General features: G+C 72.0%; 23 protein-coding genes. 14 read left to right on the forward strand and 9 right to left on the reverse strand.

All coding sequences use genetic code 11. The features are described from left to right. Window position 1: 1 nt before the first annotated feature. Both OG623_RS28825 and OG623_RS28830 read right to left on the reverse strand, forming a co-directional pair. Window positions 2–2,242 (reverse strand): helix-hairpin-helix domain-containing protein, encoded by a 2,241-nt coding sequence (locus tag OG623_RS28825; protein ID WP_406150439.1) that lies wholly within the window; start codon window positions 2,240–2,242, stop codon window positions 2–4. After that, window positions 2,239–3,222 carry an aldo/keto reductase gene (locus OG623_RS28830; protein WP_406150441.1) on the reverse strand — a complete coding sequence of 328 codons (984 nt, stop codon included), beginning with the start codon at window positions 3,220–3,222 and terminating at the stop codon, window positions 2,239–2,241. Before OG623_RS28830 ends, OG623_RS28825 begins: the two co-directional genes overlap by 4 nt. 143 nt (window positions 3,223–3,365) lie before the next feature. Between OG623_RS28830 and OG623_RS28835 the strand changes: the two genes are divergently transcribed. Together OG623_RS28835 and OG623_RS28840 are read left to right on the forward strand one after the other, a co-directional pair. Beyond that, window positions 3,366–4,418 (forward strand): LLM class F420-dependent oxidoreductase, encoded by a 1,053-nt coding sequence (locus OG623_RS28835; RefSeq protein ID WP_406150442.1) that lies wholly within the window; start codon window positions 3,366–3,368, stop codon window positions 4,416–4,418. A 287-nt stretch (window positions 4,419–4,705) separates the two neighbouring features. Next, window positions 4,706–5,500, forward strand: a complete 795-nt coding sequence (locus OG623_RS28840) for a ferritin-like domain-containing protein (RefSeq protein WP_406150444.1) — start codon at window positions 4,706–4,708, stop codon at window positions 5,498–5,500. Between the two features lie 28 nt (window positions 5,501–5,528). Here OG623_RS28840 and corA read toward each other — a convergent pair whose 3' ends face one another. After that, the gene (gene corA / locus OG623_RS28845; RefSeq protein ID WP_406152041.1) at window positions 5,529–6,515 is read right to left on the reverse strand and encodes a magnesium/cobalt transporter CorA; all 987 of its coding nucleotides are present in this window, start codon (window positions 6,513–6,515) and stop codon (window positions 5,529–5,531) included. A 52-nt stretch (window positions 6,516–6,567) separates the two neighbouring features. Here corA and OG623_RS28850 point away from each other — a divergent pair, with 52 nt between their 5' ends. From OG623_RS28850 to mshC, 4 genes are all read left to right on the forward strand, one after another. Beyond that, a complete protein-coding gene (locus OG623_RS28850; RefSeq protein WP_406150446.1) occupies window positions 6,568–7,278 on the forward strand; it encodes a histidine phosphatase family protein in 711 nt (236 codons plus the stop codon). A 107-nt stretch (window positions 7,279–7,385) separates the two neighbouring features. Continuing rightward, a complete protein-coding gene (locus tag OG623_RS28855; RefSeq protein ID WP_406150447.1) occupies window positions 7,386–7,976 on the forward strand; it encodes a DUF3090 domain-containing protein in 591 nt (196 codons plus the stop codon). Continuing rightward, window positions 7,940–8,812, forward strand: a complete 873-nt coding sequence (locus OG623_RS28860; protein WP_406150449.1) for an SCO1664 family protein — start codon at window positions 7,940–7,942, stop codon at window positions 8,810–8,812. The genes OG623_RS28855 and OG623_RS28860 overlap by 37 nt, the downstream gene beginning before the upstream one ends. 142 nt (window positions 8,813–8,954) lie before the next feature. Beyond that, window positions 8,955–10,184, forward strand: a complete 1,230-nt coding sequence (gene mshC / locus OG623_RS28865; protein WP_406150450.1) for a cysteine--1-D-myo-inosityl 2-amino-2-deoxy-alpha-D-glucopyranoside ligase — start codon at window positions 8,955–8,957, stop codon at window positions 10,182–10,184. 92 nt (window positions 10,185–10,276) lie between these two features. Here the strand turns inward: mshC and OG623_RS28870 are convergent, their stop codons facing one another. Beyond that, window positions 10,277–11,317: a PAC2 family protein gene (locus tag OG623_RS28870; RefSeq protein ID WP_406150452.1), complete on the reverse strand. Its 1,041-nt coding sequence runs from the start codon at window positions 11,315–11,317 to the stop codon at window positions 10,277–10,279. A gap of 229 nt (window positions 11,318–11,546) precedes the next feature. Between OG623_RS28870 and OG623_RS28875 the strand changes: the two genes are divergently transcribed. Continuing rightward, entirely contained in the window at window positions 11,547–12,869 is a 1,323-nt protein-coding gene (locus tag OG623_RS28875; RefSeq protein WP_406150453.1) for an L-fuconate dehydratase, read from the forward strand. Then, window positions 12,866–13,654 carry an SDR family NAD(P)-dependent oxidoreductase gene (locus tag OG623_RS28880; protein WP_406150454.1) on the forward strand — a complete coding sequence of 263 codons (789 nt, stop codon included), beginning with the start codon at window positions 12,866–12,868 and terminating at the stop codon, window positions 13,652–13,654. The genes OG623_RS28875 and OG623_RS28880 overlap by 4 nt, the downstream gene beginning before the upstream one ends. Here OG623_RS28880 and OG623_RS28885 read toward each other — a convergent pair. After that, window positions 13,643–14,314, reverse strand: coding sequence for a FadR/GntR family transcriptional regulator (locus OG623_RS28885; RefSeq protein WP_406150455.1), 672 nt, complete (start codon window positions 14,312–14,314; stop codon window positions 13,643–13,645). The genes OG623_RS28880 and OG623_RS28885 overlap by 12 nt on opposite strands. Window positions 14,315–14,393: 79 nt before the next feature. After that, window positions 14,394–15,290, reverse strand: a complete 897-nt coding sequence (locus tag OG623_RS28890; protein ID WP_406150457.1) for a LysR family transcriptional regulator — start codon at window positions 15,288–15,290, stop codon at window positions 14,394–14,396. A 121-nt stretch (window positions 15,291–15,411) separates the two neighbouring features. On the opposite strand from OG623_RS28890, the gene OG623_RS28895 reads away from it, so the two are divergent. The 6 genes from OG623_RS28895 (at window position 15,412) to OG623_RS28920 (ending at window position 21,109) form a co-directional block, all read left to right on the forward strand. Next, the gene (locus OG623_RS28895; protein WP_352265432.1) at window positions 15,412–15,495 is read left to right on the forward strand and encodes a putative leader peptide; all 84 of its coding nucleotides are present in this window, start codon (window positions 15,412–15,414) and stop codon (window positions 15,493–15,495) included. 255 nt (window positions 15,496–15,750) lie between these two features. After that, on the forward strand, window positions 15,751–16,872 hold the full coding sequence (gene sfnG, locus OG623_RS28900; RefSeq protein ID WP_406150458.1) for a dimethylsulfone monooxygenase SfnG: 1,122 nt from the start codon (window positions 15,751–15,753) through the stop codon (window positions 16,870–16,872). A 30-nt stretch (window positions 16,873–16,902) separates the two neighbouring features. Beyond that, a complete protein-coding gene (locus OG623_RS28905) occupies window positions 16,903–18,120 on the forward strand; it encodes an acyl-CoA dehydrogenase family protein (RefSeq protein ID WP_406150460.1) in 1,218 nt (405 codons plus the stop codon). An 80-nt stretch (window positions 18,121–18,200) separates the two neighbouring features. Then, window positions 18,201–18,755, forward strand: coding sequence for an NADPH-dependent FMN reductase (gene ssuE / locus OG623_RS28910; protein WP_406150461.1), 555 nt, complete (start codon window positions 18,201–18,203; stop codon window positions 18,753–18,755). Then, on the forward strand, window positions 18,748–19,929 hold the full coding sequence (locus OG623_RS28915; RefSeq protein WP_406150463.1) for an SfnB family sulfur acquisition oxidoreductase: 1,182 nt from the start codon (window positions 18,748–18,750) through the stop codon (window positions 19,927–19,929). The genes ssuE and OG623_RS28915 overlap by 8 nt, the downstream gene beginning before the upstream one ends. Window positions 19,930–19,951: 22 nt before the next feature. Next, window positions 19,952–21,109, forward strand: coding sequence for an LLM class flavin-dependent oxidoreductase (locus tag OG623_RS28920; protein ID WP_406150465.1), 1,158 nt, complete (start codon window positions 19,952–19,954; stop codon window positions 21,107–21,109). A gap of 34 nt (window positions 21,110–21,143) precedes the next feature. On the opposite strand, the gene OG623_RS28925 is transcribed toward OG623_RS28920, so the two are convergent. From OG623_RS28925 to glpK, 3 genes are all read right to left on the reverse strand, one after another. Continuing rightward, the gene (locus OG623_RS28925) at window positions 21,144–22,202 is read right to left on the reverse strand and encodes an LLM class flavin-dependent oxidoreductase (RefSeq protein WP_406150466.1); all 1,059 of its coding nucleotides are present in this window, start codon (window positions 22,200–22,202) and stop codon (window positions 21,144–21,146) included. A 216-nt stretch (window positions 22,203–22,418) separates the two neighbouring features. Beyond that, window positions 22,419–24,029, reverse strand: coding sequence for an FAD-dependent oxidoreductase (locus tag OG623_RS28930; RefSeq protein ID WP_406150467.1), 1,611 nt, complete (start codon window positions 24,027–24,029; stop codon window positions 22,419–22,421). 12 nt (window positions 24,030–24,041) lie between these two features. Further along, entirely contained in the window at window positions 24,042–25,571 is a 1,530-nt protein-coding gene (glpK, locus tag OG623_RS28935; RefSeq protein WP_406150468.1) for a glycerol kinase GlpK, read from the reverse strand. Window positions 25,572–25,576 lie beyond the last annotated feature (5 nt).

Here is a 25,576-nt window from a genome sequence, read left to right on the forward strand (position 1 = left end):
CCTACGAGGCGTCCGGGGTCGGCAGCGCCTCCAGCAGGGGGCGCAGCCGGGTCGTCCGCTCCTGGGCGGGCACATCGGCCACCGCGCGGGGCAGGGCCTGGTCCACGCCGTGCACCACGGACAGGTGCCGCTCCCCGCGGCTGAACGCGGTGTACACCCAGGGCCTGCTGAGCCCCTGCGCGGCGTCGCCGGGCAGGACGACGACCACGGCGGGCCAGCGCATCCCGGCCGCCTGGTGGGCGCTGAGCGCCCAGCCGTGGCGCACCGAGGCCTCCACCCGGTCCTGGGGGATGACGACCGGAGTGCCCGCGCAGTCCAGGCGCAGGCCGTCGGCGTCGGCCGAGACGACCGTGGCGGGCACCACCCTGCCGGGTGCCGGTACGTGGACCACCCGGTCGCCGGGGTCGAAGCCGCCGAACCGGCCGGGCCCGGGGTTGAGCCGCTGCTTGAGCGCGGCGTTCAGCGCGGTCGTGCCCGCGGAGCCGCCGTGCCCGACCGTGATCACCTGGGTGTCGGACGTGGGTACGCCGATGGCGCGCGGCACCGAGTCGGCCACCAGCTGCACGGTGCGGTGGACGGCCTCGCCGGCGTCCCGGACGGGCACGATCACCACTTCCTTGCCCGGCGCCTCGACCTGGCCGAGCTCGCCGACGCCGATCCCGGAGACCAGCTCGCCGATCGGGCCGGGGTCGGGGGTGCGCGAGACCACGTGCGGGCAGGCGCGCGCCGCGACGACATCGGCGAAGACCCGGCCCGCACCGGCGGACCCGAGCACGCCCGGGTCGCCGCTCAGGATCAGCCGCGTCCCGTCGCCGAGCGACTCCACCAGCATCGCGGCCGTCTCGACGTCGACCTGCGGGGCGTCCAGCACCACCAGCAGGTCCACGGCGAACGCGCCCTCCGGGTCCCGGCCCGGCCCGTCCTCGCCCGAGAGCAGGGCGGAGAGTGTGACGGCGGCCCCGGGATCACCGGCAGCGGCCGCGAGCCTGCGCTGCCCGTCCGCGCTGTGGGTGGTGCCCAGCGCCCGCAGCCCGAGACCGCGGGCCGCCGCGATGAGGGCCGCCGGCTCGTCCCGGGCGCACTCGCCCCCGCTGTGGACCACCAGACCGGCGGTCGCCGCGGCTCTGATCAGCTCCCCCGCCGACGGGGTCGGGGCAGCGGCAGCCGCATCCGTCCAGTCGGCGCCCTTCTCGCAGGAATTGACCAGCCGGGCCAGTCCGTCGGCGAGGCTCTCCTCCGCCAGGGCGTACCGGTCGAGACCGAGCAGGACCCGCACCGGCTCCGTGTCGCTCCGCGTCCCGTCCCCGGCCTCGTACCCGTCGCCGCCCCCGGACGGCTCTCCGGCGTCCTGCGCCCCCTCGGGCTCCATGACAGCGTCCTCGGCTTCGTCCTCCTGGAAGACAAGGACGACGCCTTCGGCCACGGCGTGCTGGACGGCTTCCCCGGGATCGCTCACAGCGAAGCCGGCCAGTGCCGTCCGCACCTCGTCGGCGTCCATCGCGGTGTGGCCCCGCAGCGCCGCCTGCTCCAGCAGCCGGCCCACCAGGGCCGCGGTGCGCCGCCCGTCGTCGGGGCCGCACCCGGCACCCAGCAGCGCCCGCGCGAAACCGTCCGCCTGCTCGGGCCGTACACCGGGCAGGGACAGCAGCTGCCAGGGGTCGTCGCGCAGGCGGGCGGCGGCGCCCTCGCCGAGCGTCGCGGCGGCCGGGCGTGCCAGGGCCTCGGGGGCCCCGCCCTCGGCGAGCACCTCCGCGACCGCCGCGGCGGCCTCGAGGGAGGCACCCCGCTGCGCGGGCCGCTCCGGGGCGGGCGCGGGACGGGCGGGCGCGGCAGCGGCCGCGGGGGCCGTCCTGCGGGGCGCGGGCGCCGACGCCGGGGAGTCGAAGAAGGCGTTGGCCGGCTTCTCGCCGCTCTCCACCGCGCGCACCGCCGCGAGCAGATCGGCCGCAGGGCCGCTCAGCTTCGCACCGGCCGCGATCGGCCCTTCCTTCTCGGCCTTGCGCTGTTCGATCCGCTCACGGAGCTCGCGCTGCGCGGCCAGCTCCGCCTCGGCCTCCGAAGGAGCGCTCTCCGCGCTCTTCGCGCCGTCCGTGGCCCCCTCCGCGCTCCCCGCGCCGCCTTCGGCGTGGCTGCCGGGCGTGTCGGCGGCCTCGGTACCGGCGTCGTCGACGCCCTCGACGCCCTCGGCCGTGGTGTCATCGGCCGTGAGGTCCGGGGTCTCTCCCCGGGGGTGCGCAGTCACAGCGTGCTCCAGTCCTGGTCGGGATAGCGGTGCACGGGCGCCGACACATCGTCGAGCGCCTGGCAGATCTCGTCAGGAAGACTAAGCGCCTCCACTGACAACGCCTCGGTCAGCTGCTGCGCGTTCCGCGCGCCGACGACCGGGGCCGTCACCCCGGGCCGGTCCCGCACCCAGGCGAGCGCGACCTGGAGGGGCGTCGTGGCGAGCCCGTCGGCGGCCGTGGCCACCGCGTCCACGATCCGGCCCGCCGCCTCGTCGAGGTAGGGCTCGACGAACGGAGCCAGCTGCTCCGATGCCCCCCGGGAGTCGGACGGTGTGCCCGTGCGGTACTTGCCCGTCAGCACCCCACGGCCCAGCGGGGACGAGGGGAGCAGTCCCACCCCGAGGTCGAGCGCGGCCGGCAGCACCTCACGCTCGACCCCCCGCTGGAGCAGCGAGTACTCCATCTGCGTGGAGGCCAGCCGGGTCCGGGGTCCGGGCGCGGCGAGCTGCCAGGTGGCCGCCTTGGCCAGCTGCCATCCGCTGAAGTTGGACACTCCCGCGTACCGGACGCGCCCCGACGAGACGGCCAGGTCCAGCGCCTGGAGGGTCTCGTCCAGAGGCGTCACGGGATCGAAGGCATGGACCTGCCACAGATCGACGTAGTCGGTCCCGAGCCTCCGCAGGGACGCGTCGAGCGCCGCGATCAGGTGCCCGCGCGATCCGTCGAACCTGCGGTAGGGGTCGGGCACGCTGCCCGCCTTGGTCGCGACGATCAGATCCTGCCGGGGCACCAGACTGTCCAGGAGGCGCCCCAGCAGGTATTCGGCCTCCCCGCCGCCGTAGACGTCGGCGGTGTCGACGAGGGTGCCGCCCATGTCCCAGAAGACCTTGAGCTGGTCGGCGGCGTCGTGTTCGTCGGTGTCCCGGCCCCAGGTGAGGGTGCCGAGACCGATCCGGGACACGCGAAGGCCCGTACGGCCGAGATGCCTCTGCTCCATGGGCGCTGAGATTACTGGCCAAGGCCCCACGGGGTGGAGGCCCCTGGGCAACGGCTGTCTCCTCCGGGAGCCTGCCGCAATCCGGAACCCCGCGCTAGAGTCCCGGTCAAAGGAACGTTACTGATCAGTAGAGGAGCGTGGGTATGCGGCTCGGCATCAATCTCGGTTACTGGGGTGCGGGGATGGACGACGACAATCTCGCCGTCGCCCAGGAGGCCGACCGGCTCGGCTACGACGTCTGCTGGGCGGCGGAGGCCTACGGCTCCGACGTACCGACCGTGCTCGCCTGGGTCGCGGCCAGGACCGAGTCCATCGACGTGGGCTCCGCGATCATGCAGATCCCGGCCCGTCAGCCGGCCATGACGGCCATGACGGCCGCCACCCTCGACTCGCTCTCCGGAGGCCGCTTCCGCCTCGGCCTCGGCGTCTCGGGACCGCAGGTATCCGAGGGCTGGTACGGCGTCAAGTTCGACAAGCCGCTGGCCCGCACCCGTGAGTACGTCGAGATCGTGCGCAAGGCCATGTCCCGGGAGCGGCTGTCCTACGAGGGCGAGCACTGGACGCTGCCGCTGCCGGACGGCCCCGGCAAGCCCATCAAGCTGACCGTCCACCCGCAGCGCGAGCACATCCCGCTCTACATCGCGGCGATCGGCCCGAAGAACCTGGAGCAGACCGGCGAGATCGCCGACGGAGCCCTGCTGATCTTCCCGTCGGCCGACCACCTGGAGGAGACCGCGGTCAAGCACCTGCGGGCCGGGCGGGAGAAGGCGGGCAGGACGATGGACGGCTTCGACGTCTGTCCCACCCTGCCGCTCGCGGTCGGTGACGACATCAACGGCCTCGCCGACATGTTCCGCCCGTACACCGCGCTCTACGTCGGCGGCATGGGCAGCAGGAAGCAGAACTTCTACAACCAGCTCGCCCAGCGCATGGGCTACGAGAAGGAGGCCGCCGAGATCCAGGACAAGTACCTGGCCGGCGACAAGTCCGGCGCCGCAGCCGCCGTACCGCACCAGCTCATCGACCAGACCACGCTGCTCGGCCCGGTGGACCGGATCGCCGACCGGATGCAGGCGTACGCCGCCGCGGGTGTCACGACGCTGACCCTCGCCCCGGCCGGCTTCACGCTCGACGAGCGGATCGCCGCCCTGCGCGCCGGAACCGACGCCCTGGAGCGCTCCGGCCTCGCCGCGTGACCGTCCGAGCCGCTCCCCGTCCCGCCGGGGCGTGGGTGCCGGCGGCAGTTTGACGACACACCCTACGGCCGTGGTGGGGGCTCGGGGGTCCTCCCCGCCACGGCCGTCACACGGAACAACGTGCCGCGGGCCGACGGGTTACGCCCCGTACTCCTCCCGGGACGCCCGGGCAGGTCCGGCCGCCGGGAGGCGCCCGTTCGGCCCTGGCGGGCCCTGCTCCTGTTGCCTACCGACGCGTACCGAATTTGACTGTGCCTCTGCGGACACCGGTGCGAAAGGTGACAGTCATGCTCTCGGCAAAGAGCCTGTTCCAGGAGATCCTCGACAACGACGAGTCGTTCCGGCTCTTCTGCTCGATCGCCGCCGGCGGAGAGACACAGGGCGGCTGGGAGAACGGGCGTATCGCCGCACTCGTCCCCCCGGGACTGCGCGAGCTGGCACCCAAGATCGCCCGGCACGGCGCCGACGAGGACAAGCACGGCCGCATCTTCAACGCCCTGCTGAAGCAGCGCGGACTCCAGCCCGTGGTCGTGCCGTACGAGACCGACTACACCCTCCTGCTGGAGCGCCGGGGCATCGGCCTGGCCCATGACCGGCTCAGCCGCGACGAGCCGCTCACCGAGCGGGAGATCATCGTCTACCTGGCCCACAGCAGGGTCACCGAGCAGCGGGCGTCGGAAGAGATGCGGCTCCTGCTCAAGCACTTCGCCGCGCACCCCGCGCTCGGCCGCGCCGTGAGGATGATCTCGCGGGACGAGGACACCCATCTCGCCTACTGCCACGAGGAGCTCCTGCGCTTCGCCCGCGCCGGACACGGCCGGACGATCCAGTCCGTCCTGCGGGAGTGCGCACGGGCCGAGATCCGCGTGTACCGCGACGTCAGCCTCGCCGTGATGAGCCAGATGGGCACCGTGCTGCGCTGGCCCCGCCCCAAGGCCGCCGCACTCGCCGCCGGCATCCACGCGATGTACGCCTACGAGCGGCTCGGCGGCTGGCGGCGCATGGTCAGCCTCGAACAGCCCGCCCCCGCCCTGCGCGACGCACTGGGCGGCCCCGCCCTGCCCGAGACCGAGTACGCCTGAGGCGGCCCGGCCCCGCATCCGGCCCGCCCTACATCCAGCCGCGGCGCTTGAACAGCCGGTACAGACCGATGACCGCGATGCCCATCAGCGCGATCACCGCCGGATACGTCCACACCCAGTCGAGCTCCGGCATGTGGTGGAAGTTCATCCCGTAGATCCCGGCCACCATGGTCGGCACGGCGGCCATGGCGGCCCACGCCGAGATCTTCCGCATGTCGTCGTTCTGCCGGACGCCGACCTGAGCCAGGTGCGCCGACAGAATGTCCGAGAGCAGCCGGTCGAGCCCCTCCACATGCTCGACGGCCCGCGTCAGGTGGTCGTCCACGTCCCGGAAGAACGGCTGCGAACCCGTGTCGACGAACGGCACGCCCGCGCTCGACAGCCGCGCCATCGGAGCGCCCAGCGGATTGGTCGCCCGGCGGAATTCGAGCACCTGCCGCTTGAAGGTGTAGATGCTCGCCGCCGTGTTCGTGGAGTCCCCGGACCCGGTCGGGGCGAAGACCTGGGCCTCCAGCTCCTCCAGGTCGGACTGGAGCTCCGACGCCACCTCCAGGTAGTGGTCCACCACCGCGTCGCTGACCGCGTAGAGCACCGATGTGGGGCCGTGCCTGAGGACCTCGGGCTCCGCCTCGAGACGGCGGCGTACCGCCGTGAGGGGAGCGCCCTCGCCGTGCCGCACCGTCACCACGAAGGAGTCGCCCATGAACAGCATCAGCTCACCGGCGGTCACGGTGTCGCTCTCCGGCTCGTAGACCACCGGCTTGATGACCACGAACACGGAGTCGTCGTAGATCTCCAGCTTGGGCCGCTGGTGGGCGCGCAGGGCGTCCTCCACCGCCAGCGGGTGCAGCCCGAACTCGGCGCTGACCCGGCCGAACTCCTTCTCCGTCGGCTCGTGCAGCCCGATCCAGACGAACGCGTCCCCGGTGGCACGTGCCTCGTCGAGGGCGTCGGAGAAGTCGGCGGGGCCCTCGGTCCTGCGCCCGTCCCGGTAAATTCCGCAGTCGACGATCACCCGCGCATTCTTCCCTGCCGCGAAGTGTTCACGCACCTCTACGCTGGCAGGTATGCCCACGCTCATCCTTGTACGTCACGGACGCTCGACCGCCAACACCTCCGGGGTGCTCGCCGGCCGGACCCCCGGTGTCTCCCTCGACGAACGCGGCGCGGAACAGGCCGCCGCGCTCCCCGGCCGACTGTCGGCCCTCACGTTCGCGGCGGCCGTCAGCAGCCCGCTCCAGCGGTGCCACGAGACGCTCCAGCCCCTGCTGGACGCCCGCCCGGACCTCCCGCTGCACACCGAGGAGCGGATCAGCGAATGCGACTACGGGGACTGGTCGGGCCGCAAGCTCGCCGAGCTCTCCGACGAACCGCTGATGAGGGTCGTCCAGCAGCACCCCTCGGCCGCGGCCTTCCCCGGCGGTGAGTCCATGCGGGCCATGCAGGCCAGGGCGGTCGAGGCCGTACGCGACTGGAACGCCCGGATCGAGGCGGAGCACGGCGAGGACGCCACCTATGTGATGTGCTCGCACGGCGACATCATCAAGGCGCTCGTCGCCGACGCGCTCGGCATGCACCTCGACCTCTTCCAGCGCCTGCACGCCGACCCGTGTTCGGTCACCGCGATCCGCTACACCCCGCTGCGGCCGTTCCTCCTCCGGCTCGGCGACACCGGCGACTTCGCGTCACTCGCCCCACGCGAACAGGCCATCGGGGCCGACGCCACGGGGGACACGGCGGCGGACGCGGCCGTGGGGGGCGGCGCTGGGGCACCGTGATCGCTCGGCGCAGTAGGGTGGACGCGCCGTAGAGGCCTTGTGGGGCATCCCACCGGGCCCCCGGGCCCGCGCCCCATCCGCCATCACATTCTCAAGGGAGACAGGACGTGTCCCGTCAGGTGTTCCTCTACGACCCACCGGACCGTTTCGTGGCCGGCACGGTCGGGCTGCCTGGCCGCCGTACGTTTTTCCTCCAGGCGACCCAGCTCGGCCGGGTCACCAGCGTGGCCCTGGAGAAGACCCAGGTCGCCGCGCTCGCCGAACGGATCGACGAGCTTCTCGACGAGGTCGTCCGGCGGACCGGCGGCAACTCACCGGTGCCCGCGGTGGCGCCCATGGACGTCGCCGACACAGCGCCCCTGGACGTCCCCGTCGAGGAGGAGTTCAGGGTCGGCACGATGGCGCTCGCCTGGGACGGCGAGGAGCAGCGCATGATCGTCGAGGCGCAGGCACTCGTCGAGCTGGACGCCGACTCCGAGGACGACCTCGCCGAGGCGGAGGAAAGGCTCCTGCAGGACGAGGAGAACGGCCCGCCGATGCTGCGCGTCCGGCTGAGCGGCGCCCAGGCGCGGGCGTTCGCCAAGCGCGCGCTGGACGTCGTGAACGCGGGCCGCCCGCCCTGCCCGCTGTGCAGCCTGCCGCTCGACCCGGAAGGACACGTATGCCCGCGCCAGAACGGATACCGTCGCGGGGCCTGACGGAGGAGGGGCTGCGCACCCTGCTCGCCGAGGGGGAGCTCACGGTCCTCGGACAGGTCCGTGGCGCCTCGAACGCCGTGCTGTACTGCACGGTCGCCCACGAGGGCGAGGTACGCCACTGCGTCTACAAGCCGGTCGCGGGCGAGCAGCCGCTGTGGGACTTCCCGGACGGCACACTCGCCCGGCGCGAGGTCGCCGCGTACGAGATCTCCGAGGCCACCGGCTGGGGTCTCGTACCGCCGACGGTGCTGCGCGAGGGCCCCTACGGCGAGGGGATGTGCCAGCTGTGGATCGAGGCGGAGCCCGAGGCCGGCGAGGGCGACGAGGCCACCGCGGCGTCCTCCCAGGGTCTGCCGCCCCTGCTCGCGCTCGTCGAGGACGAGGAGCCGGGCGAGGGCTGGAAGGCCGTCGGCTTCGCCGATGTGGGGGAGGGCAGAACGGCCCTGCTGGTGCACGCCGACGATCCCCGGCTGCGCAGGCTCGCGGTGCTGGACGCGGTGATCAACAACGGTGACCGCAAGGGCGGGCACCTGCTGCCCGCACCCGGCGGGCGGCTGTACGGCATCGACCACGGGGTCACCTTCAACGCGGACGACAAGCTGCGGACGCTGCTGTGGGGTTGGGCGGGAGAGCCGCTGACACCGGAGGCCGCCGAGGTGCTCGGCCGGCTGTCCACCGCCCTGGAACCGGGCGCGGCGCTCGCCACCCGGTTGGCGGAACTGATCACCACCGCGGAGACCGAGGCCCTGCGCGGCCGGGTGGAGAGCCTGCGCACGTCCGGCCGCCACCCTCAGCCGAGCGGCGACTGGCCGGCGATCCCGTGGCCGCCGGTGTGAGACCGGGCGGACCGGCGGCCCGGCCATGACCCGCCGGCGAAGGCGACGTAGAGGATGACCGTCCGGAGCGCAAGACCGCCTCTTCGGCCATGATCTGGCATCCGGTTCGTATCCGGATGCGTCGTCCGGTTACGCTCATGACATGCATGCCTGGCCCGCTTCTGAGGTCCCCGCCCTGCCTGGCAAGGGCCGCGACCTTCGGATCCACGACACCGCGACCGGCGGACGGATCACCCTTGACCCCGGTCCCGTCGCCCGCATCTACGTCTGCGGCATCACGCCGTACGACGCGACCCACATGGGTCATGCGGCGACCTACAACGCGTTCGACCTCGTTCAGCGCGTGTGGCTCGACACCAAGCGGCAGGTCCACTACGTCCAGAACGTGACCGACGTGGACGATCCGCTGCTGGAGCGGGCCGTCCGCGACGGCGAGGACTGGACCGCGCTCGCGGAGCGCGAGACGGCCCTCTTCCGGGAGGACATGACCGCCCTGCGCATGCTCCCCCCGAAGCACTACATCGGGGCCGTCGAGGCGATACCCGGCATCGTCCCGCTCGTCGAACGTCTCCGTGACGCGGGCGCCGCCTACGAACTCGACGGCGATGTGTACTTCTCCGTCGACTGCGACCCGCACTTCGGCGAGGTCGCCGGCCTCGACGCCGGGACCATGCGGGCGCTCTCCGCCGAGCGGGGCGGTGACCCGGACCGTCCGGGCAAGAAGAACCCGCTCGACCCGATGCTCTGGATGGCCGCCCGTGAGGGTGAGCCGAGCTGGGACGGCGGCACCCTCGGCCGCGGCCGGCCCGGCTGGCACATCGAGTGTGTGGCCATCGCGCTCGACCACCTCGGAATGACCTTCGACGTACAGGGCGGGGGCTCCGACCTCGCCTTCCCGCACCACGAGATGGGTGCGTCGCACGCTCAGGCGCTGACCGGCGAATACCCCTTCGCCCGTGCCTATGTGCACGCCGGCATGGTCGCCCTGGACGGCGAGAAGATGTCCAAGTCCAAGGGCAACCTCGTCTTCGTGTCGGCACTGCGCCGCGACGACGTGGACCCCGCGGCGATCAGGCTCGCCCTGCTCGCGAACCACTACAGGTCCGACTGGGAGTGGACCGACCAGGTGCTGGCCGATGCCGTCGAGCGTCTCGCCCGGTGGCGTGCCGCCGTCTCCCGGCCCGACGGGCTCTCCGCCGACGCCCTGGTCGAGGAGGTGCGTGAGGCCCTGGCCGACGATCTGGACTCCCCGGCCGCACTCGCCGCCGTGGACCGCTGGGCCGAGCGCCAGACCGCCGCAGGCGGTACGGACGAGGGCGCGCCCGGACTGGTCTCGCGCACCGTCGACGCCCTCCTGGGCGTCGCGCTCTGACCCGCACCCCCTGACAGCACAGGACGGCCCCGGACCTCGCGAGAGACCTGCGAAGTCCGGGGCCGTCCTGTGTCATGTCCCGGAAGTGGGGTTCAGTCGTCCGACGCGTCCTCGTCGGGCCCGGAGGCCGGCGGATCCTCGGGCGGTGGGCCGCCGTCGGAGTCCTTCGGCCTGCCCTTGTCGGGACGCTTCGGCTTCGGCGGCCTCGTACGGTCGCTGGGGGTGTCCCGCAGGAAGGGCAGATCGCCGCCGCTCTCCGTGGCATGACCGCCCGGCGGCTGGCCGGGGCCTCCGACGTCCCTGCGGCGCAGATAGCGCTCGAACTCACGGGCGATGGCCTCGCCGGACGCCTCGGGCAGCTCGGCGGTGTCCCGCGCCTCCTCCAGCGTCTGGACGTACTCGGCGACCTCGCTGTCCTCCGCCGCCAGCTGATCGACCCCGAGCTGCCAGGCGCGGGCGTCCTCGGGCAGCTCGCCCAGCGGGATCCGCAGCGAGAGCAGGTCCTCCAGCCGGTTCAGCAGCGCCAGCGTCGCCTTCGGGTTCGGCGGCTGCGACACGTAGTGCGGCACCGCGGCCCACAGGCTCACCGCGGGCACCCCCGCGTGCGTACAGGCCTCCTGGAGGATGCCGACGATGCCGGTCGGCCCCTCGTAACGCGTCTCCTCCAGATCCATGGTCCTCGCGAGGTCCGGATCCGAGGTGACCCCGCTGACCGGCACCGGCCTGGTGTGCGGGGTGTCGCCGAGCAGCGCCCCCAGGACGACGACCATCTCCACGCCCAGCTCATGGGCGAAGCCCAGGATCTCGTTGCAGTACGAACGCCAGCGCATGGAGGGCTCGATGCCACGGATCAGCACCAGGTCACGGGGCTTGTCGCCGCCGACCCTGACGACCGAGAGCCGCGTGGTGGGCCAGGTGATCCTGCGTGTCCCACCGTCCAGCCACACCGTGGGCCGGTTGACCTGGAAGTCGTAGTAGTCCTCGGCGTCGAGCGCCGCGAAGACCTCGCCCTTCCACTCCCGGTCCAGATGCGCGACCGCTGTGGAGGCGGCGTCACCGGCGTCGTTCCAGCCCTCGAACGCGGCCACCATGACCGGGTCGATCAGCTCGGGTACCCCCTCGAGCTCGATCACCCAGGCCTCCTTCCGAAGTTCCCTTGTGTACGGACCAACCTTACGGCTTCCGTCCGGTCCGACCCCAGCCGTTTGCATGCGGAGATGAAGCGTGCCACCTCATGATTCATCCGAGCTGTATCGAGCGAAACCGTCTCTGATCGTCCGGACCCCTGGACTCCGAGGCCGCCGGGAGGCTATACATCGGATGACCATGCAGAGATCCGATGTTATTTCCCTGGGGGCGCACATGAGTCTGACCGTCGTGGATGTCGAGGTCGACGACATCCGGTTCTCCACCTCGGAACAGCTGGACGGCTCGGACGCCATGAACCCCGACCCCGACTACTCCGCCGCCTATGTCGTCCTGCGTACGGACGGCGCGGGTGCGCAGGGGTACGGCTTCTGCTTCACCATCGGCCGCGGCAACGACGTCATGGCCGCGGCCATCGAGGCGCTCAGGTCCCATGTGGTGGGGCGCCCCGCCCCACGCACCGCCGCGGACCTGGCCGCCCTGTACCGGACGCTCACGCACGACTCCCAGCTGCGCTGGCTCGGCCCCGAGAAGGGCGTGATGCACATGGCGGCCGGAGCGGTCGTCAACGCGGCCTGGGACCTCGCGGCGCGGCTGGCGGGGAAGCCCGTGTGGCGCTTCCTCGCCGAGATGACGCCCGAAGAACTCGTCTCCCTCGTCGACTTCCGCTACCTCACGGACGCCCTCACCCCGCAGGAGGCGCTCGGCATCCTGCGGGCCGCCGAGCCCGGACGCGCGGAGCGCACCGAGCGGCTGCTGGCCGAGGGCTACCCGGCGTACACGACGTCGCCCGGCTGGCTCGGGTACGACGACGACAAGCTCGTACGGCTGGCCGAGGAGGCCGTCGCGGACGGTTTCACCCAGATCAAGCTGAAGGTCGGCGCCGATCTGGACGACGACATCCGCAGACTCGCGCTCGCCCGCCGGGCCGTCGGCCCCGGCATCAGGATCGCCGTCGACGCCAACCAGCGCTGGGACGTGGCCGGGGCGGTGGAGTGGATGACGGCGCTCGCCCCGTACGACCCGTACTGGATCGAGGAACCCACCAGCCCCGACGACATCCTTGGACACGCCGCCGTGCGCGCGGGCCAGCCCGTCAAGGTCGCCACCGGCGAACACATCGCCAACCGGGTGGTGTTCAAGCAGCTGCTCCAGGCAGACGCGGTCGACTTCGTCCAGATCGACGCCGCACGCGTCGCCGGGGTCAACGAGAACCTCGCGGTCCTGCTGCTCGCCGCCAGGTACGGCGTCCCGGTGTGCCCCCACGCCGGCGGCGTCGGACTGTGCGAACTGGTCCAGCACCTCGCGATGTTCGACTACATCGCGGTCTCGGGCAGCTGGGAGGACCGGGTCGTCGAGTACGTCGACCACCTCCACGAACACTTCGCCGACCCGGCCGTCGTCGAGAACGGCCGTTACGTCACCCCACGCCGGCCGGGCTTCTCGGCCCGGATGCTCCCCGAATCGATCGCAGGACACCGCTACCCGCAGGGCCGCGTCCGGCAGGCCCGCCACACACCGGAGGAGACCGACCGATGAGCTCTGCACAGGATTTCGACGGGCTGTCCGCCCTGGTGACGGGCGGTGCGTCCGGCATCGGGGCCGCGGTGACGGCCCTGCTGCTCGCCAGGGGCGCACGCGTCGCGGTACTCGACCGCGAGCCCCAGGGAGCCCCCGACGGCGCACTCGCCCTGGAGGCCGACGTCACGGACGACGACGCCGTACGCGAGGCCGTCGGCCGGGCCGCCGCCGAACTGGGCGGCCTGCACACCCTGGTGTCCAACGCGGGCATCGGCTCGATCGGCACCGTCGAGGACAACCCCGACGCGGAGTGGACGCGCGTACTGGACATCAATGTGCTCGGCATGGTCCGCACCGCCCGCCACGCGCTGCCCCATCTGCGGCGGTCCGCGGCCGAGCGGCCCGGCGCCGTCTCGATCACCCAGACCTGTTCGATCGCGGCGACCGCCGGTCTGCCGCAGCGCGCGCTCTACAGCGCCAGCAAGGGTGCTGTGCTCTCCCTCACCCTCGCGATGGCCGCCGACCACGTCCGCGAGGGGATCAGGGTCAACTGCGTCAACCCGGGGACCGCGGACACCCCGTGGATCGGCCGGCTGCTCGACCGGGCCGACGACCCGGTCGCCGAACGCGCCGCCCTCGACGCCCGCCAGCCGCTGGGCAGGCTGGTCTCCGCCGACGAGGTGGCCGCGGCCGTGGTCTATCTGGCGAGCCCGGCGGCCGCGTCCGTCACCGGCACCGCACTGGCCGTCGACGGTGGGATGCAGGGTCTGCGCCTGCGCCCCGCCGCCTCCTCACAGGGTTGAACGCAGCCACTGCTCCACGCTCGCCACGTGCACCGTCGCCCAGGACCTGGCCGCCTCCGGGTCCCGGTCCCGCAGCGCCGCCAGGATCGCCCGGTGCTCGTGCAGGGTGCGGCTGACCGCGTCCTGTTGGGTCAGCCCGCGCCACACCCTGGCCCGGGTGGTCGGACCCGACAGGCCGTCCAGCAGGGAGCACAGCACCGAGTTGCCGGAGTGCTGGACGATGCCGCGGTGGAACTCCAGATCGCCCGCGACCAGCGTCTCCACCGACGGGTCGGGGCCCAGCGCGTCCAACTGGGCTTCCAGCGTGTCCAGTTGCTCCTCCCCGATCCGCAGCGCCGCCATCGCCGTGGCCGCCGGCTCCAGGATCCGGCGCACCGCGAGGAACTCGAGCACCGTGTCGTCGCGGTGGAAGTCCACCACGAAGCTGAGTGCCTCCAGGAGCAGCTGCGGGTCCAGGCTGGTGACATAGGTGCCGTCGCCCTGACGGACGTCGAGGATCCGGATCAGTGACAGCGCGCGCACCGCCTCGCGCAGCGAGTTGCGCGAAAGGCCCAGTTCGGCCGCGAGTTCACTCTCCTTGGGGAGCCGGTCCCCGGGCGCCAGCGCACCCGAGACGATCATTCCCTTGATCTTCTCGATCGCTTCGTCGGTGACGGCCATACGGGCCTCCTCGCGCGCAATACATCCGATGTATGGACCTCATTATGCGCGCCCTCGCGTGACGCCGTGCCCCCGAGGGTCACAGGTCCCGCGCCCGCTCCACCAGGAGGCGGTGGAGGTCGTGTGCCGCGCGCGGGACGGAGCCCGACCTGCGGCGTTGCAACACCAGGAGAACGGCGGCGCCGTCGTCGTCGAGCGGCCGCCACACCAGCGTGCCGCTGCGCTCCAGTGGGTCGCCGACGACGCTGAAGTCGGGCAGCACGGTCGCGCCGAGCCCCTCGGCCACCATCAGCTTGCCCATCTCCGCGCCGTCCGTCGAGTACGAGAAGGCCGGGGCGCGGCCCGCGAGGAGCCGGTGCATGAAGCGGTGCATGACATATCCGGAGCGCATCACGATCAGCGGCTGCGCGAGCAGATCGCTCACCCGGACGGTCTCCCTGGCCGCCAGGGGGCTGTCGGGGCGCATGCAGACCACGGCCCGTCCGCGCAGCAGCTCCGTCGTCTGGAAGTCGGGTGGCAGGTCGTCGCCCTGGAGGTAGTTGACGAGCCCGAGGTCGAAGCTGCCTTCGAGGAGCGAGCGGTGGATCTCGGCCTGCTGAGCCCCGACGACCTCCACCTGGGTCATGGGATGGCTCGCACGGAACTCGCGTACGGCAGGCACCAGCAGGGGGACCGTCGCCGCGTTGACCGTCCCGAGCCGGATCATCCGGCTGGTCCGGTGCTGATGGTCGGCGGCCTGCCGCAGCCGGTCGACCGCGTCGATCACGCCGACGATGTGCGGCAGCAGCTCCCGGCCCTCGTCGCTGATCTTCGCCCCGGAGCGTCTGCGGTCCAGCAGGTCCACCCCGAGCTCGCGTTCGAGGTTGCGCACGGTCTCGCTCAGCGCCGGCTGGGAGAGATGGAGCTCCTCGGCGGCCCGCCGCAGCGAGCCCAGCCGTGTCACCGCCTCGATGTATTCGAGCTGTTCCACGCGCATGGGCACACACCCCCGGGAGCGGGACGGATCCACCGGCAGAGCCGCGTTGAAGGGAAACCCTATCAATGCCTCGCGATTGCCTACTCGACTGCCCGCCTCGGGAATGGCTACTGTGACGTGCATGAAGGACCGACGGAATCTCACGCAGCGACGTCATATCGACCTCGCACGTGTCGCCAGCGCGTTCTGTTGCCGCGAAGTCTGAGGGACCCCTCCTTCGCGCGCTGTCCCACGCCGTCCTGACCAGGACGGGCCTGCCCGATTCCGGGACCCCTCCCCGCCGGTGCCCCGGCGTTCCCCACCGACGCCCGTAGCGCCACGTGCCGCCCCGGCGCGCTGTGCGGCTCCGTGCCGCTCCGGGGCCGCCGTCGCACCGCCGTGCGCCGCGCCGTGCCGTCCTGTGCCCAGGGCCGCCGGGCGCTCCCCGCCCATGCCCGCTTCCCCGTCTCCGGGAGTCCTCATGTCCCTTCCCCCGTCCGCCGACCCCGTGCGCTTCGCGTACTGGGTGCCCAACGTCAGCGGTGGTCTGGTCACCAGCCGGATCGAACAACGCACCGACTGGGGTTACGACTACAACCGCGAGCTCGCTGTGCTCGCCGAGAACAACGGCTTCGACTACGCGCTCAGCCAGGTCCGCTACATGGCGAGTTACGGCGCCGAGTACCAGCACGAGTCGACGTCCTTCAGCCTCGCCCTGCTGCTGGCCACCGAGCGGCTCAAGGTCATCGCCGCCGTCCATCCCGGGCTGTGGCATCCGGGAGTGCTGGCCAAGCTCGGCGCGACCGCCGACCAGCTGTCCCAGGGGCGGTTCGCGGTCAACGTCGTCAGCGGCTGGTTCAAGGACGAGTTCACCGCGCTCGGCGAACCGTGGCTGGAGCACGACGAACGCTACCGCCGCTCCGAGGAGTTCATCCGGGCCCTGCGCTCCGTCTGGACCGAGGACCACGCCGAGCTGGCCGGGGACTTCTACCGGATCCGGGACTTCTCCCTCAAGCCCAAGCCGCTCAACACCGCCGAGCGCCCCCACCCGGAGATCTTCCAGGGCGGCAACTCCACGGCCGCCCGCGCCATGGCGGGCCGGGTCTCCGACTGGTACTTCAGCAACGGCAAGGACTTCGACGGCGTCACCGACCAGATCCAGGACGTGGCCCGGTCCGCGGCCGCCGCGGGCCGCACCGCGCCGAAATTCGGGCTCAACGGCTTCCTCATCGCCCGTGACACCGAGGCCGAGGCGAGGGAGACCCTCCGGGAGATCGTCGCCGAGGCCGACTCCGAGGCGGTCGAGGGCTTCGGCTCCGCCGTCAAGCAGGCCGGGCGGTCCGCGGCCGACGGCAAGGGCATGTGGCAGGACTCCTCCTTCGAGGACCTGATCCAGTACAACGACGGCTTCCGTACGGGCCTGATCGGCACCCCGGAACAGATCGCCGAGCGGATCGTCGCCTACAAGCGGCTCGGCGTCGACCTCCTCCTCCTGGGCTTCCTGCACTACCTGGAAGAGGTCGAGTACTTCGGCAAGAAGGTGCTGCCCCTCGTCCGCGAGCTGGAGGCGCAGCAGCCCGTTCCCGAACCCGCCCGCTCCTGACCCCCCCGCACGGAAGAGAAGAGGTCCACGATGAGCACCGTCGCACCCACCGACTGGCAGACCCTCCCCACCCCCCAGGACGCCGAGGGCTGGATCGCCCGCGCCACCGAGGTCGCCGCCGTCCTCGCCACCGACGCCGCGGCCCGTGACAAGGCCGGCGCCACACCCCACGCCGAGGTACGGCTCCTGAAGGACTCCGGCCTCGTCACCCTCCTCGGTCCCACCGGGCACGGCGGCGCCGGCCAGGACTGGACGACCGCCTACCGCGTCGTGCGCGAGGTCTCCAAGGCCGACGGCTCCATCGGCCAGCTCCTGGGCTACCACTACCTCTGGAACTGGGCCGCCCGTCTCGTCGGCACCAGGGAACAGTGGGAGCACGTCGAGGCCGAAGCCGCCCGCAACCGGTGGTTCTTCGGCGGCGCGGTCAACCCACGCGACAACGACGTGACCGTCACCGAGGACGGCGACGACCTCCTCTTCACCGGCCGGAAGACCTTCTCCACCGGCAGCCGGGTCTCCGACGTCACCGTGCTGGAAGGAGTCCTGGAGGGCACCGACAAGCACGTCTTCGCCATCGTCCCCTCCGACAGCGAGGGACTCACCTTCCACGACGACTGGGACAACATCGGCCAGCGGCTCACGGAGAGCGGCGGCGTCACCCTCGACCACGTACGCACCCCCTGGGCGTCGGCCGCCGGGTTCGTCGACAAGGAGTTCAGGCCCCGGACGTACAACACCCTCAACGTCCCCGTCATCCAGCTGGTCTTCGTCAGCTTCTACCTCGGCATCGCCGCCGGGGCCCTGGAGACGGCCGCCACCTACACCCGCACCAAGTCCCGCTCCTGGCTGCACGGCGGGTACGACAGGGCCGTCGACGAGCCGTACGTCATCGACATCTACGGCGACCTCACCGCGAAGCTCTGGGCCGTCGAGGCCCTGGCCGACGCCGTCGCACTCGAAGGGCAGGCGCTGCACGAGGACCCCGACGCCGTCACCGAGCGGACCCGCGCCGCTTTCGAGGTCCGCGTCGCCGCCGTCAAGGCCCGTGCCACCGATGTCGCGCTGGAGGTCACCAGCAAGATCTTCGAGGCAACCGGCGCTCGGGCCACCGCGTCCGCCGAGGGCTTCGACCGGTTCTGGCGCAATGTCCGCACCCACACCCTGCACGACCCGGTCGCCTACAAGCGGCGCGAGGTCGGCCGGCACGTCCTCACCGGAGAACTGCCCCAGCCCACCTGGTACTCCTGACCGCCCGCCCGGCGTGCCCGTACCGCACGGGCACGCCGGGCCCCGGGGTCTTTTCGACCGCCACCACGAAAGGAGAGCCCATGGCCACCGTCCTGTCCGTCTCGGGAAGTCCCTCCGCCACCTCCCGCACCGCCCGGTTGCTGCGCCACCTCGACACACAGCTCGCCGACCGGGGCCACACCGTCGTACCGCTCGACGTCCGCACACTCCCCGCGGACGCCCTGCTGCGCGCCGACTTCGGCCATCAGGCCCTGGCCGGGGCCCTGGACCTGTTCGCCGCAGCCGACGGCGTCGTCATCGGCACACCCGTCTACAAGGCCGCCTACTCGGGACTGCTGAAGTCCCTCCTCGACCTGCTGCCGCAGTACGCCCTCACCGGGAAGACCGTCCTGCCCCTGGCCACCGGCGGCAGCACCGCGCACGTCCTGGCCATCGACTACGCGCTGCGCCCCGTGCTCAGCTCGATGGGCGCCGCCCACATCACCCAGGGCTGGTTCGTCCTGGACCGGCACCTCACGGTGTCGGCCGACGGGACGCTCACCGTCGACGCGGCCGCGGCCGAGGCGCTCGGCACGGTCGTCGACAGCTTCGCGACCGCACTGGAGAACCGCGCACCGGTGGCCCTCCATGGCTGAGATCATCCGGGACGATGCCCAGGCGCTGAAGAAGGCCGCCGAACTGGCCGCGGAGTTCCGCACGGGAGCCCCGCGGCGCGACGCGGAGCGCCTGCTGCCCCGCGCCGAACTCGACAGGCTCTCCTCATCGGGCCTGCTGGCCGTGACCGTCCCCGCTGACCACGGCGGCGCCGACATCGGCGCCGTCACCCTCGCCCGGATCTTCCGGCTGCTGGCCTCGGCCGACGCCAGCCTCGCGCAGATCCCGCAGAGCCACTTCGCCTACGTCAACGTGATCCGCCGACAGGGCACACCGGAGCAACAGGCGTTCTTCTACGGCGAGCTGCTGGCCGGCAAGCGGCTCGGCAACGCCCAGTCGGAGGCCGGGACCAAGCACATCCAGGACATCCGCACCCGTCTCGAGCCCGCCGCCGACGGCTCGTACCTGCTGACCGGCGTCAAGAACTACGCGACCGGCGCCCTCTTCGCCGACTGGATCCCGGTGCTCGCCGTCGGCGCGGACGAGAAGCTGTACGCCGCCTACGTCCCGGCCGGTGCACCCGGCGTCACCGTCGTCGACGACTGGGACGGCATGGGCCAGCGCACCACCGCCAGCGGCACGGTGCGCCTGGAAGGGGTGCGGGTGCCCGCCGACCGGGTGTTCGCCCACCATCTGACCTTCGAAGGGCCGCAGCTGCACGGCGCTGTGGCGCAGCTGCTGCACGCCGCGATCGACGCCGGGATCGCGGCCGGGGCCCTGGCCGAAGCGGCGGAGTTCGTCCGGACGAAGAGCCGCCCCTGGTTCGAGAGCGGTCACGCCACCGCGTCCGATGACCCGCTGCTCATCCAGCGGTTCGGCGAACTCGACCTGCGGGTACGGGCAGCCGACGCGCTCCTGGACACCGCGGCCCGCGCCGTCGACACCGCAGGGGCCACCCTGACGGAGGAGACCGCGGCCGAGGCGTCCCTCGCGGTCGCGGCGGCCAAGGCGTACGCGGCGGACGCCGCCGTCGAGGTCGCCGGGGCCCTCTTCGATGTGGCGGGCACCCGTTCCGCGCTCGACTCGCTCAATCTGCACCGGCACTGGCGGGACGCCCGCACCCACACCCTGCACGATCCGGCCCGCTGGAAGATCCAGCACCTCGGTCGCCACGCACTCAACGGCACCCGCCCGCCCCGCCACGGCCTGCTGTGACGCCCCAGATCGGAGACCACAGGTGACCCTCACCTTCCACTGGTTCCTGCCCACCAACGGCGACAGCCGCCATGTCGTCGGAGGCGGCCACGGCACCCCCGTCACCGCGGCCGGCGGAGACCGTCCGCCCACCGTCCGCTACCTCGCCCAGATCGCCCGCGCCGCCGAGGACCTCGGCTTCGAAGGGGTCCTGACCCCGACCGGCGCCTGGTGCGAGGACGCCTGGCTGACCACGGCCATGGTCAGCCAGCACACCGAACGGCTGAAGTTCCTGGTCGCCTTCCGCCCCGGCTTCGTCTCGCCCACGCTCGCCGCGCAGATGGCCGCCACCTATCAGCGCCAGACCGGGGGACGGCTCCTCCTGAACGTCGTGACCGGTGGGGAGAGCCACGAGCAGCGCGCCTACGGGGACTTCCTCGACAAGGACGCGCGCTACGCCCGCACCGGAGAGTTCCTGGAGATCGTCCGGGAGCTGTGGGACGGCGGGACGGTGAATCTGAAGGGGGAGCACCTCACCGTCGAGGACGCCAGGCTCGCCCGGGTTCCCGACCCGGTGCCCGAGGTGTACTTCGGCGGCTCGTCGCCCGCCGCGGGGGAGGTCGCGGCCCGGCACGCCGATGTCTACCTCACCTGGGGCGAACCGCCCGCCCAGGTCGCGGAGAAGATCGCCTGGGTACGGGGGCTGGCCGCGCGCGAGGGCCGGACCGTGCGCTTCGGCATCCGTCTCCATGTCATCGCCCGGGACACCTCCGAGCAGGCCTGGGCCGAGGCGGACCGCCTCCTGGCGGGCTTCGACCCCGCCACTGTCCGCTCGGTGCAGGAGGGCCTGGCCCGCAGTGAGTCCGACGGGCAGAAGCGGATGCTCGCGCTGCACGGCGGCGGCCGCGACGGCCTGGAGATCCACCCCAACCTGTGGGCCGGCATCGGTCTGGTCCGCGGCGGCGCGGGCACCGCGCTCGTCGGCAGCCACGAGGAGGTCGCCGAGCGCATCGAGGAGTACCACCGTCTTGGCATCGACGAGTTCGTCCTGTCCGGCTATCCGCACCTGGAGGAGGCGTACTGGTTCGGCGAGGGCGTCCTGCCCCGGCTCACCGCCCGCGGTCTCTGGGCGCACCCCGACGGGCCGGCCGACCCCGGCCCCGCCCAGGTGCCCTTCGGCGCGCCCCGGGCCGAGGCCTGAGCCCCGCGCCCGAGCAGCCCGGCCCCTGCCCCGGTCACTCCCAGAGCGTGGAGGGTGCCTCACGCCGGATGACCGGGGCGATCTCCTCGGCGAACCGCTGCAAGGTCTCCAGCTGTTCGCCGAGGGGCAGGCCGTAACCGTCCACGGTGACCGACTGCAGGTCGTGGCGGTACACCGCGTGGTAGCCGAGGATCTTGTCGATGATCTGCTGCGGGGACCCGATGAGCTGGGGCCCGTCGGCCATCGCGTCCTCGATCGTGCGGAACGGCGTGTTGTAGCCGGCCCTGCCCTCCAGATGCGGCTTGAAGGACTGGGCGACCCTGGCCTCGTACAGGTCCTTGTAGCGCGCGACGGCCTGCTGTGCGGTGTCCGCGATCAGCAGGCCGCCCGACCCCGCGGCCACCCGTGCGCCGGCCGGGTCGTGTCCGTACGCCTCGAACCGCTCGCGGTAGTGGGCGATCAGCCGGGCGTACGCCTCCCTGGGCTGGATCGCGTTGGCCGTGAAGAGCGGATCACCGTGCTTCGCCGCCAGCTCGGGGGAGTTGAGGCTCGTCGCGGAGCCGTGCCAGACGCGCGGGGGACCGGCGTACGGACGCGGCACGGTCGTCACGTTCTTCAGCGGCGGACGGAACTCGCCCTCCCAGTCGACCCCCTCCTCGGTCCACAGCCGCCGCAGCAGCTCGTACTTCTCCTTCTGCAGATCCCACTGCCGCTCCTCGTCGAGCCCGAACAGGCTGAAGTGACCGGCCTCCGCGCCCTTGCCCACGACGAGTTCGAGCCTGCCGCGCGCGATCTGGCCGACCGTCGCGAACTCCTCCGCCACGCGCACGGGGTCGAGGATCGCGACGACCGTGACCCCGGTGAGCAGCCGGATGGTGGAGGTCCTGGCGGCCAGCGCGCCCAGGACCACACCGGGGCTCGACGAGAGGAACGGCCCGGCGTGCCGCTCCCCGATCGCGTACGCGTCGAAGCCGAGCCGCTCAGCGGCCACACCGGTCTCGATCACCTCGTGGAACCGCTCGGCGGCCGAGGGGAGTTCGCCCGTCAGCGGATGCGGGGCACGGCCGACGAGGGAGAGTACGGAGAACTTCAAGGGGGGCCTTCCTTCGATGCCGTGCGGCTTCGGCGGGCCGGGTGCGGCGCGTGGCGAGGCCGCCGGTGTGCGGATGGTCCCTCCACTGTCCCCGTGTCACATTGCACCCGTATGGCGGCGGCATGGCACGTCCCGTGGGAGCGCCCCTCCGCCGGGAACGCCGCAGGGGCGGCCTCCCGACCGGGAGACCGCCCCTGCTTCCGTGTGCCGGCGCCGTCAGCGCCCCTCGGCCAGCATGTCATCGACCGCGGACCTGATGCCGTCCGTCGCCAGGCCCCTGATCGTCAGCGTCGTCCGGCGGCGCAGCACGTCGTCCGCCGTCTCGGCCCACTCGCGGTCGCGCGCGTACGCCACCTGCGCCCAGATCTCCGGGGCGTCGGGGTGGATGCGCTCGGCCAGTGCCGGGTTCTCGTTCGCCATCCGTACGACGTCGAAGGAGAGCGAGCCGTAGTGGGTCGCGAGGTGCCGTGCCGTGTCGGCGGACATCCGCGGCCCCGGCGTACCGCCGTCGACCAGCAGCCGGTGCGCGACCGCGTTCGGGTTGGCGATACCGGGCAGCGGCACCTTCTTCGGCAGCCGTGCCATCGGCTCCATGTCCTCGGCGAGCGGGTGCCCGGGAAGTTCGGCCAGCTTGTTCATGACCGTACGGCCGATGTGGCGGAACGTCGTCCACTTGCCGCCCGCGACCGACAGCATCCCGCCGCGGCCCTCGGTCACGACCGTCTCGCGCTTGGCCTTGGAGGTGTCGCCCGGTCCGCCGGGGAGCACCCGCAGCCCCGCGAAGGAGTAGGTGATCAGATCGCGGGACAGCTGCTGGTCCCGGACGGAGAACGCCGCCTCGTCGAGGATCTGCGCCGTGTCCTTCTCGGTGACCGCGACATCGGCCGGGTCACCCTCGTACTCCTCGTCGGTCGTACCGAGCAGCAGCATGTCCTCCCACGGCAGGGCGAACGTGATCCGGTACTTGTCGATCGGCGTCGCCAGCGCCGCCTTCCACGGGCGGGTGCGCTTGAGGACGAGGTGGGCGCCCTTGGACAGACGGATGGAGGGGGCCGAGTCCGGGTCCTCCAGCTTCCGCAGGTGGTCGACCCACGGGCCGGTGGCGTTCAGTACGAGGCGGGCGTTCACACCGAACTCCGTACCGTCCTGGCGGTCCTCCAGCTCGGCCCCGGTGACCCGGCCCTTGGTGAACCGCAGCCCGGTCACCGCGGCGTGGTTGAGGACGACCGCGCCCGCGTCGACGGCCGCGCGGACCGTCATCAGCGCCATCCGGGCGTCGTTCATCTGGTCGTCGCCGTAGACCGCCACGGCCTTGAGGCTGTCCGTACGCAGCTCGGGCACGTCGCGCTGGGCGCGGGCCGGGCTGATCACATGGCCGACGCCGTCACCGAACGCGGACAGCGCCGAGTAGGCGAAGACACCCGCGCCGAGCTTGGCGGCACCGTGCGGCCCGCCCTTGTAGACGGGCAGGTAGAAGGTGAGCGGGTTGGCCAGGTGCGGGGCGACCTGGCGGGAGACCGCGCGCCGCTCGAAGTGGTTCTCGGCGACCAGCTTCACCGCGCCGGTCTGGAGGTAGCGCAGACCGCCGTGGAGCAGTTTGGAGGAGGCCGAGGAGGTGGCGCCGGCGAAGTCGCCGGCGTCCACCAGGGCCACCCGCAGTCCGGACTGCGCGGCGTGCCAGGCGGTGGAGATGCCCAGGATGCCGCCGCCGATCACCAGGAGGTCGTACGTCGCCTTGGACAGCTGCTCCCGGGTCTCGGCGCGGCTCGGGAGGGAGCCGGAGGCCGGATGCGTCCCGAGGGCGGGGACGCTCTGCAGGGTGGTCATGTCGTGTGCTCCTCAGCTCTCTTCGTCGTCGATCCAGCTCATGGTCCGTTCGACGGCCTTGAGCCAGCTCTTGTACTCGCGGTCACGGGTGGCCGCGTCCATGCGGGGTGTCCACTCGGCGGCGCGGCGCCAGTTGGCGCGCAGCGCGTCGGTGTCCGGCCAGAAGCCGACGGCGAGACCGGCGGCGTAGGCGGCGCCGAGGCAGGTGGTCTCGGCGACCATGGGGCGCACCACGGGTGCGTCCAGGAAGTCCGAGAGCGTCTGCATCAGCAGGTTGTTGGAGGTCATGCCGCCGTCGACCTTGAGCGCGGTCAGCTCGACGCCGGAGTCCTTGGTCATGGCGTCGCTGATCTCGCGGGTCTGCCAGGCGGTGGCCTCGAGCACGGCACGGGCGATGTGCGCCTTGGTGACGTAGCGGGTGAGACCCGCGATGACACCGCGGGCGTCGGGGCGCCAGTACGGGGCGAACAGGCCGGAGAACGCGGGCACGAAGTAGGCGCCGCCGTTGTCCTCGACGGAGAGGGCGAGCGTCTCGATCTCGGCCGCGGACTTGATCAGGCCCATCTGGTCGCGCATCCACTGCACCAGCGAACCGGTGACGGCGATGGAGCCTTCGAGGGCGTAGACCGGCTTCTGGTCACCGATCCGGTAACCGACGGTCGTCAGCAGTCCGTTGTACGAGTTGACCGGGTTGTCGCCGGTGTTCATGAGCATGAACGTGCCCGTGCCGTAGGTGGACTTGGCCTCGCCCTCGGCGAAACAGGTCTGCCCGAACAGCGCGGCCTGCTGGTCGCCGAGCGCGGAGGCCACCGGCACGCCGTCGAGTACGCCGCCCTTGGCGGTGCCGTACACCTCGGCGGAGGACCGGATCTCCGGCAGGACGGCCGCCGGGATCTCCATCGACTGGACGATCTTGTCGTCCCACTCCATCCTGTGCAGGTTCATCAGGAGGGTGCGGGAGGCGTTGGTGACGTCGGTGACATGGACGCCGCCGTCGGTGCCGCCGGTCAGGTTCCAGATGACCCAGGAGTCCATGGTGCCGAAGAGGATGTCGCCCCGCTCGGCCCGCTCGCGCAGCCCCTCGACGTTGTCGAGCAGCCAGCGGACCTTCGGTCCCGCGAAGTACGACGCGAGGGGCAGGCCCGTCTCGCGGCGGAAGCGGTCCTGGCCCACGTTGCGGCCGAGCTCCTTGCAGAGCGCGTCCGTGCGGGTGTCCTGCCAGACGAGGGCGTTGTACACCGGCTCACCGGTGTGCCTGTCCCAGAGCAGGGTGGTCTCGCGCTGGTTGGTGATGCCGATGGCCTTGACGTCGGCGGAGGTGATGCCCGCCTTGACGACGGCCCCGGCGACGACCTCCTGGACGTTCTCCCAGATCTCTTTCGCGTCGTGCTCGACCCAGCCCGGCTTGGGGAAGATCTGCTCGTGTTCCTTCTGGTCGACCGAGACGATCCGGCCGTCCTTGTCGAAGACGATGCAGCGGCTCGATGTGGTGCCCTGGTCGATGGCCGCGATGAACGGCCCGGTGGTGTGTGCGTCGGTCACGGTTG

It is taken from the genome of Streptomyces sp. NBC_01012, from assembly GCF_045162755.1.
GTDB lineage: Bacteria > Actinomycetota > Actinomycetes > Streptomycetales > Streptomycetaceae > Streptomyces.

Bases quoted from the DNA above. Each gene is read 5' to 3' on its own strand.
- OG623_RS28830 (WP_406150441.1), bottom strand. From the start codon at position 3,222: ATGGAGCAGAGGCATCTCGGCCGTACGGGCCTTCGCGTGTCCCGGATC.
- OG623_RS28835 (WP_406150442.1), top strand. From the start codon at position 3,366: ATGCGGCTCGGCATCAATCTCGGTTACTGGGGTGCGGGGATGGACGAC.
- OG623_RS28840 (WP_406150444.1), top strand. From the start codon at position 4,706: ATGCTCTCGGCAAAGAGCCTGTTCCAGGAGATCCTCGACAACGACGAG.
- OG623_RS28850 (WP_406150446.1), top strand. From the start codon at position 6,568: ATGCCCACGCTCATCCTTGTACGTCACGGACGCTCGACCGCCAACACC.
- OG623_RS28860 (WP_406150449.1), top strand. From the start codon at position 7,940: ATGCCCGCGCCAGAACGGATACCGTCGCGGGGCCTGACGGAGGAGGGG.
- mshC (WP_406150450.1), top strand. From the start codon at position 8,955: ATGCATGCCTGGCCCGCTTCTGAGGTCCCCGCCCTGCCTGGCAAGGGC.
- OG623_RS28875 (WP_406150453.1), top strand. From the start codon at position 11,547: ATGAGTCTGACCGTCGTGGATGTCGAGGTCGACGACATCCGGTTCTCC.
- OG623_RS28880 (WP_406150454.1), top strand. From the start codon at position 12,866: ATGAGCTCTGCACAGGATTTCGACGGGCTGTCCGCCCTGGTGACGGGC.
- OG623_RS28885 (WP_406150455.1), bottom strand. From the start codon at position 14,314: ATGGCCGTCACCGACGAAGCGATCGAGAAGATCAAGGGAATGATCGTC.
- OG623_RS28890 (WP_406150457.1), bottom strand. From the start codon at position 15,290: ATGCGCGTGGAACAGCTCGAATACATCGAGGCGGTGACACGGCTGGGC.
- OG623_RS28895 (WP_352265432.1), top strand. From the start codon at position 15,412: ATGAAGGACCGACGGAATCTCACGCAGCGACGTCATATCGACCTCGCA.
- sfnG (WP_406150458.1), top strand. From the start codon at position 15,751: ATGTCCCTTCCCCCGTCCGCCGACCCCGTGCGCTTCGCGTACTGGGTG.
- OG623_RS28905 (WP_406150460.1), top strand. From the start codon at position 16,903: ATGAGCACCGTCGCACCCACCGACTGGCAGACCCTCCCCACCCCCCAG.
- ssuE (WP_406150461.1), top strand. From the start codon at position 18,201: ATGGCCACCGTCCTGTCCGTCTCGGGAAGTCCCTCCGCCACCTCCCGC.
- OG623_RS28915 (WP_406150463.1), top strand. From the start codon at position 18,748: ATGGCTGAGATCATCCGGGACGATGCCCAGGCGCTGAAGAAGGCCGCC.
- OG623_RS28930 (WP_406150467.1), bottom strand. From the start codon at position 24,029: ATGACCACCCTGCAGAGCGTCCCCGCCCTCGGGACGCATCCGGCCTCC.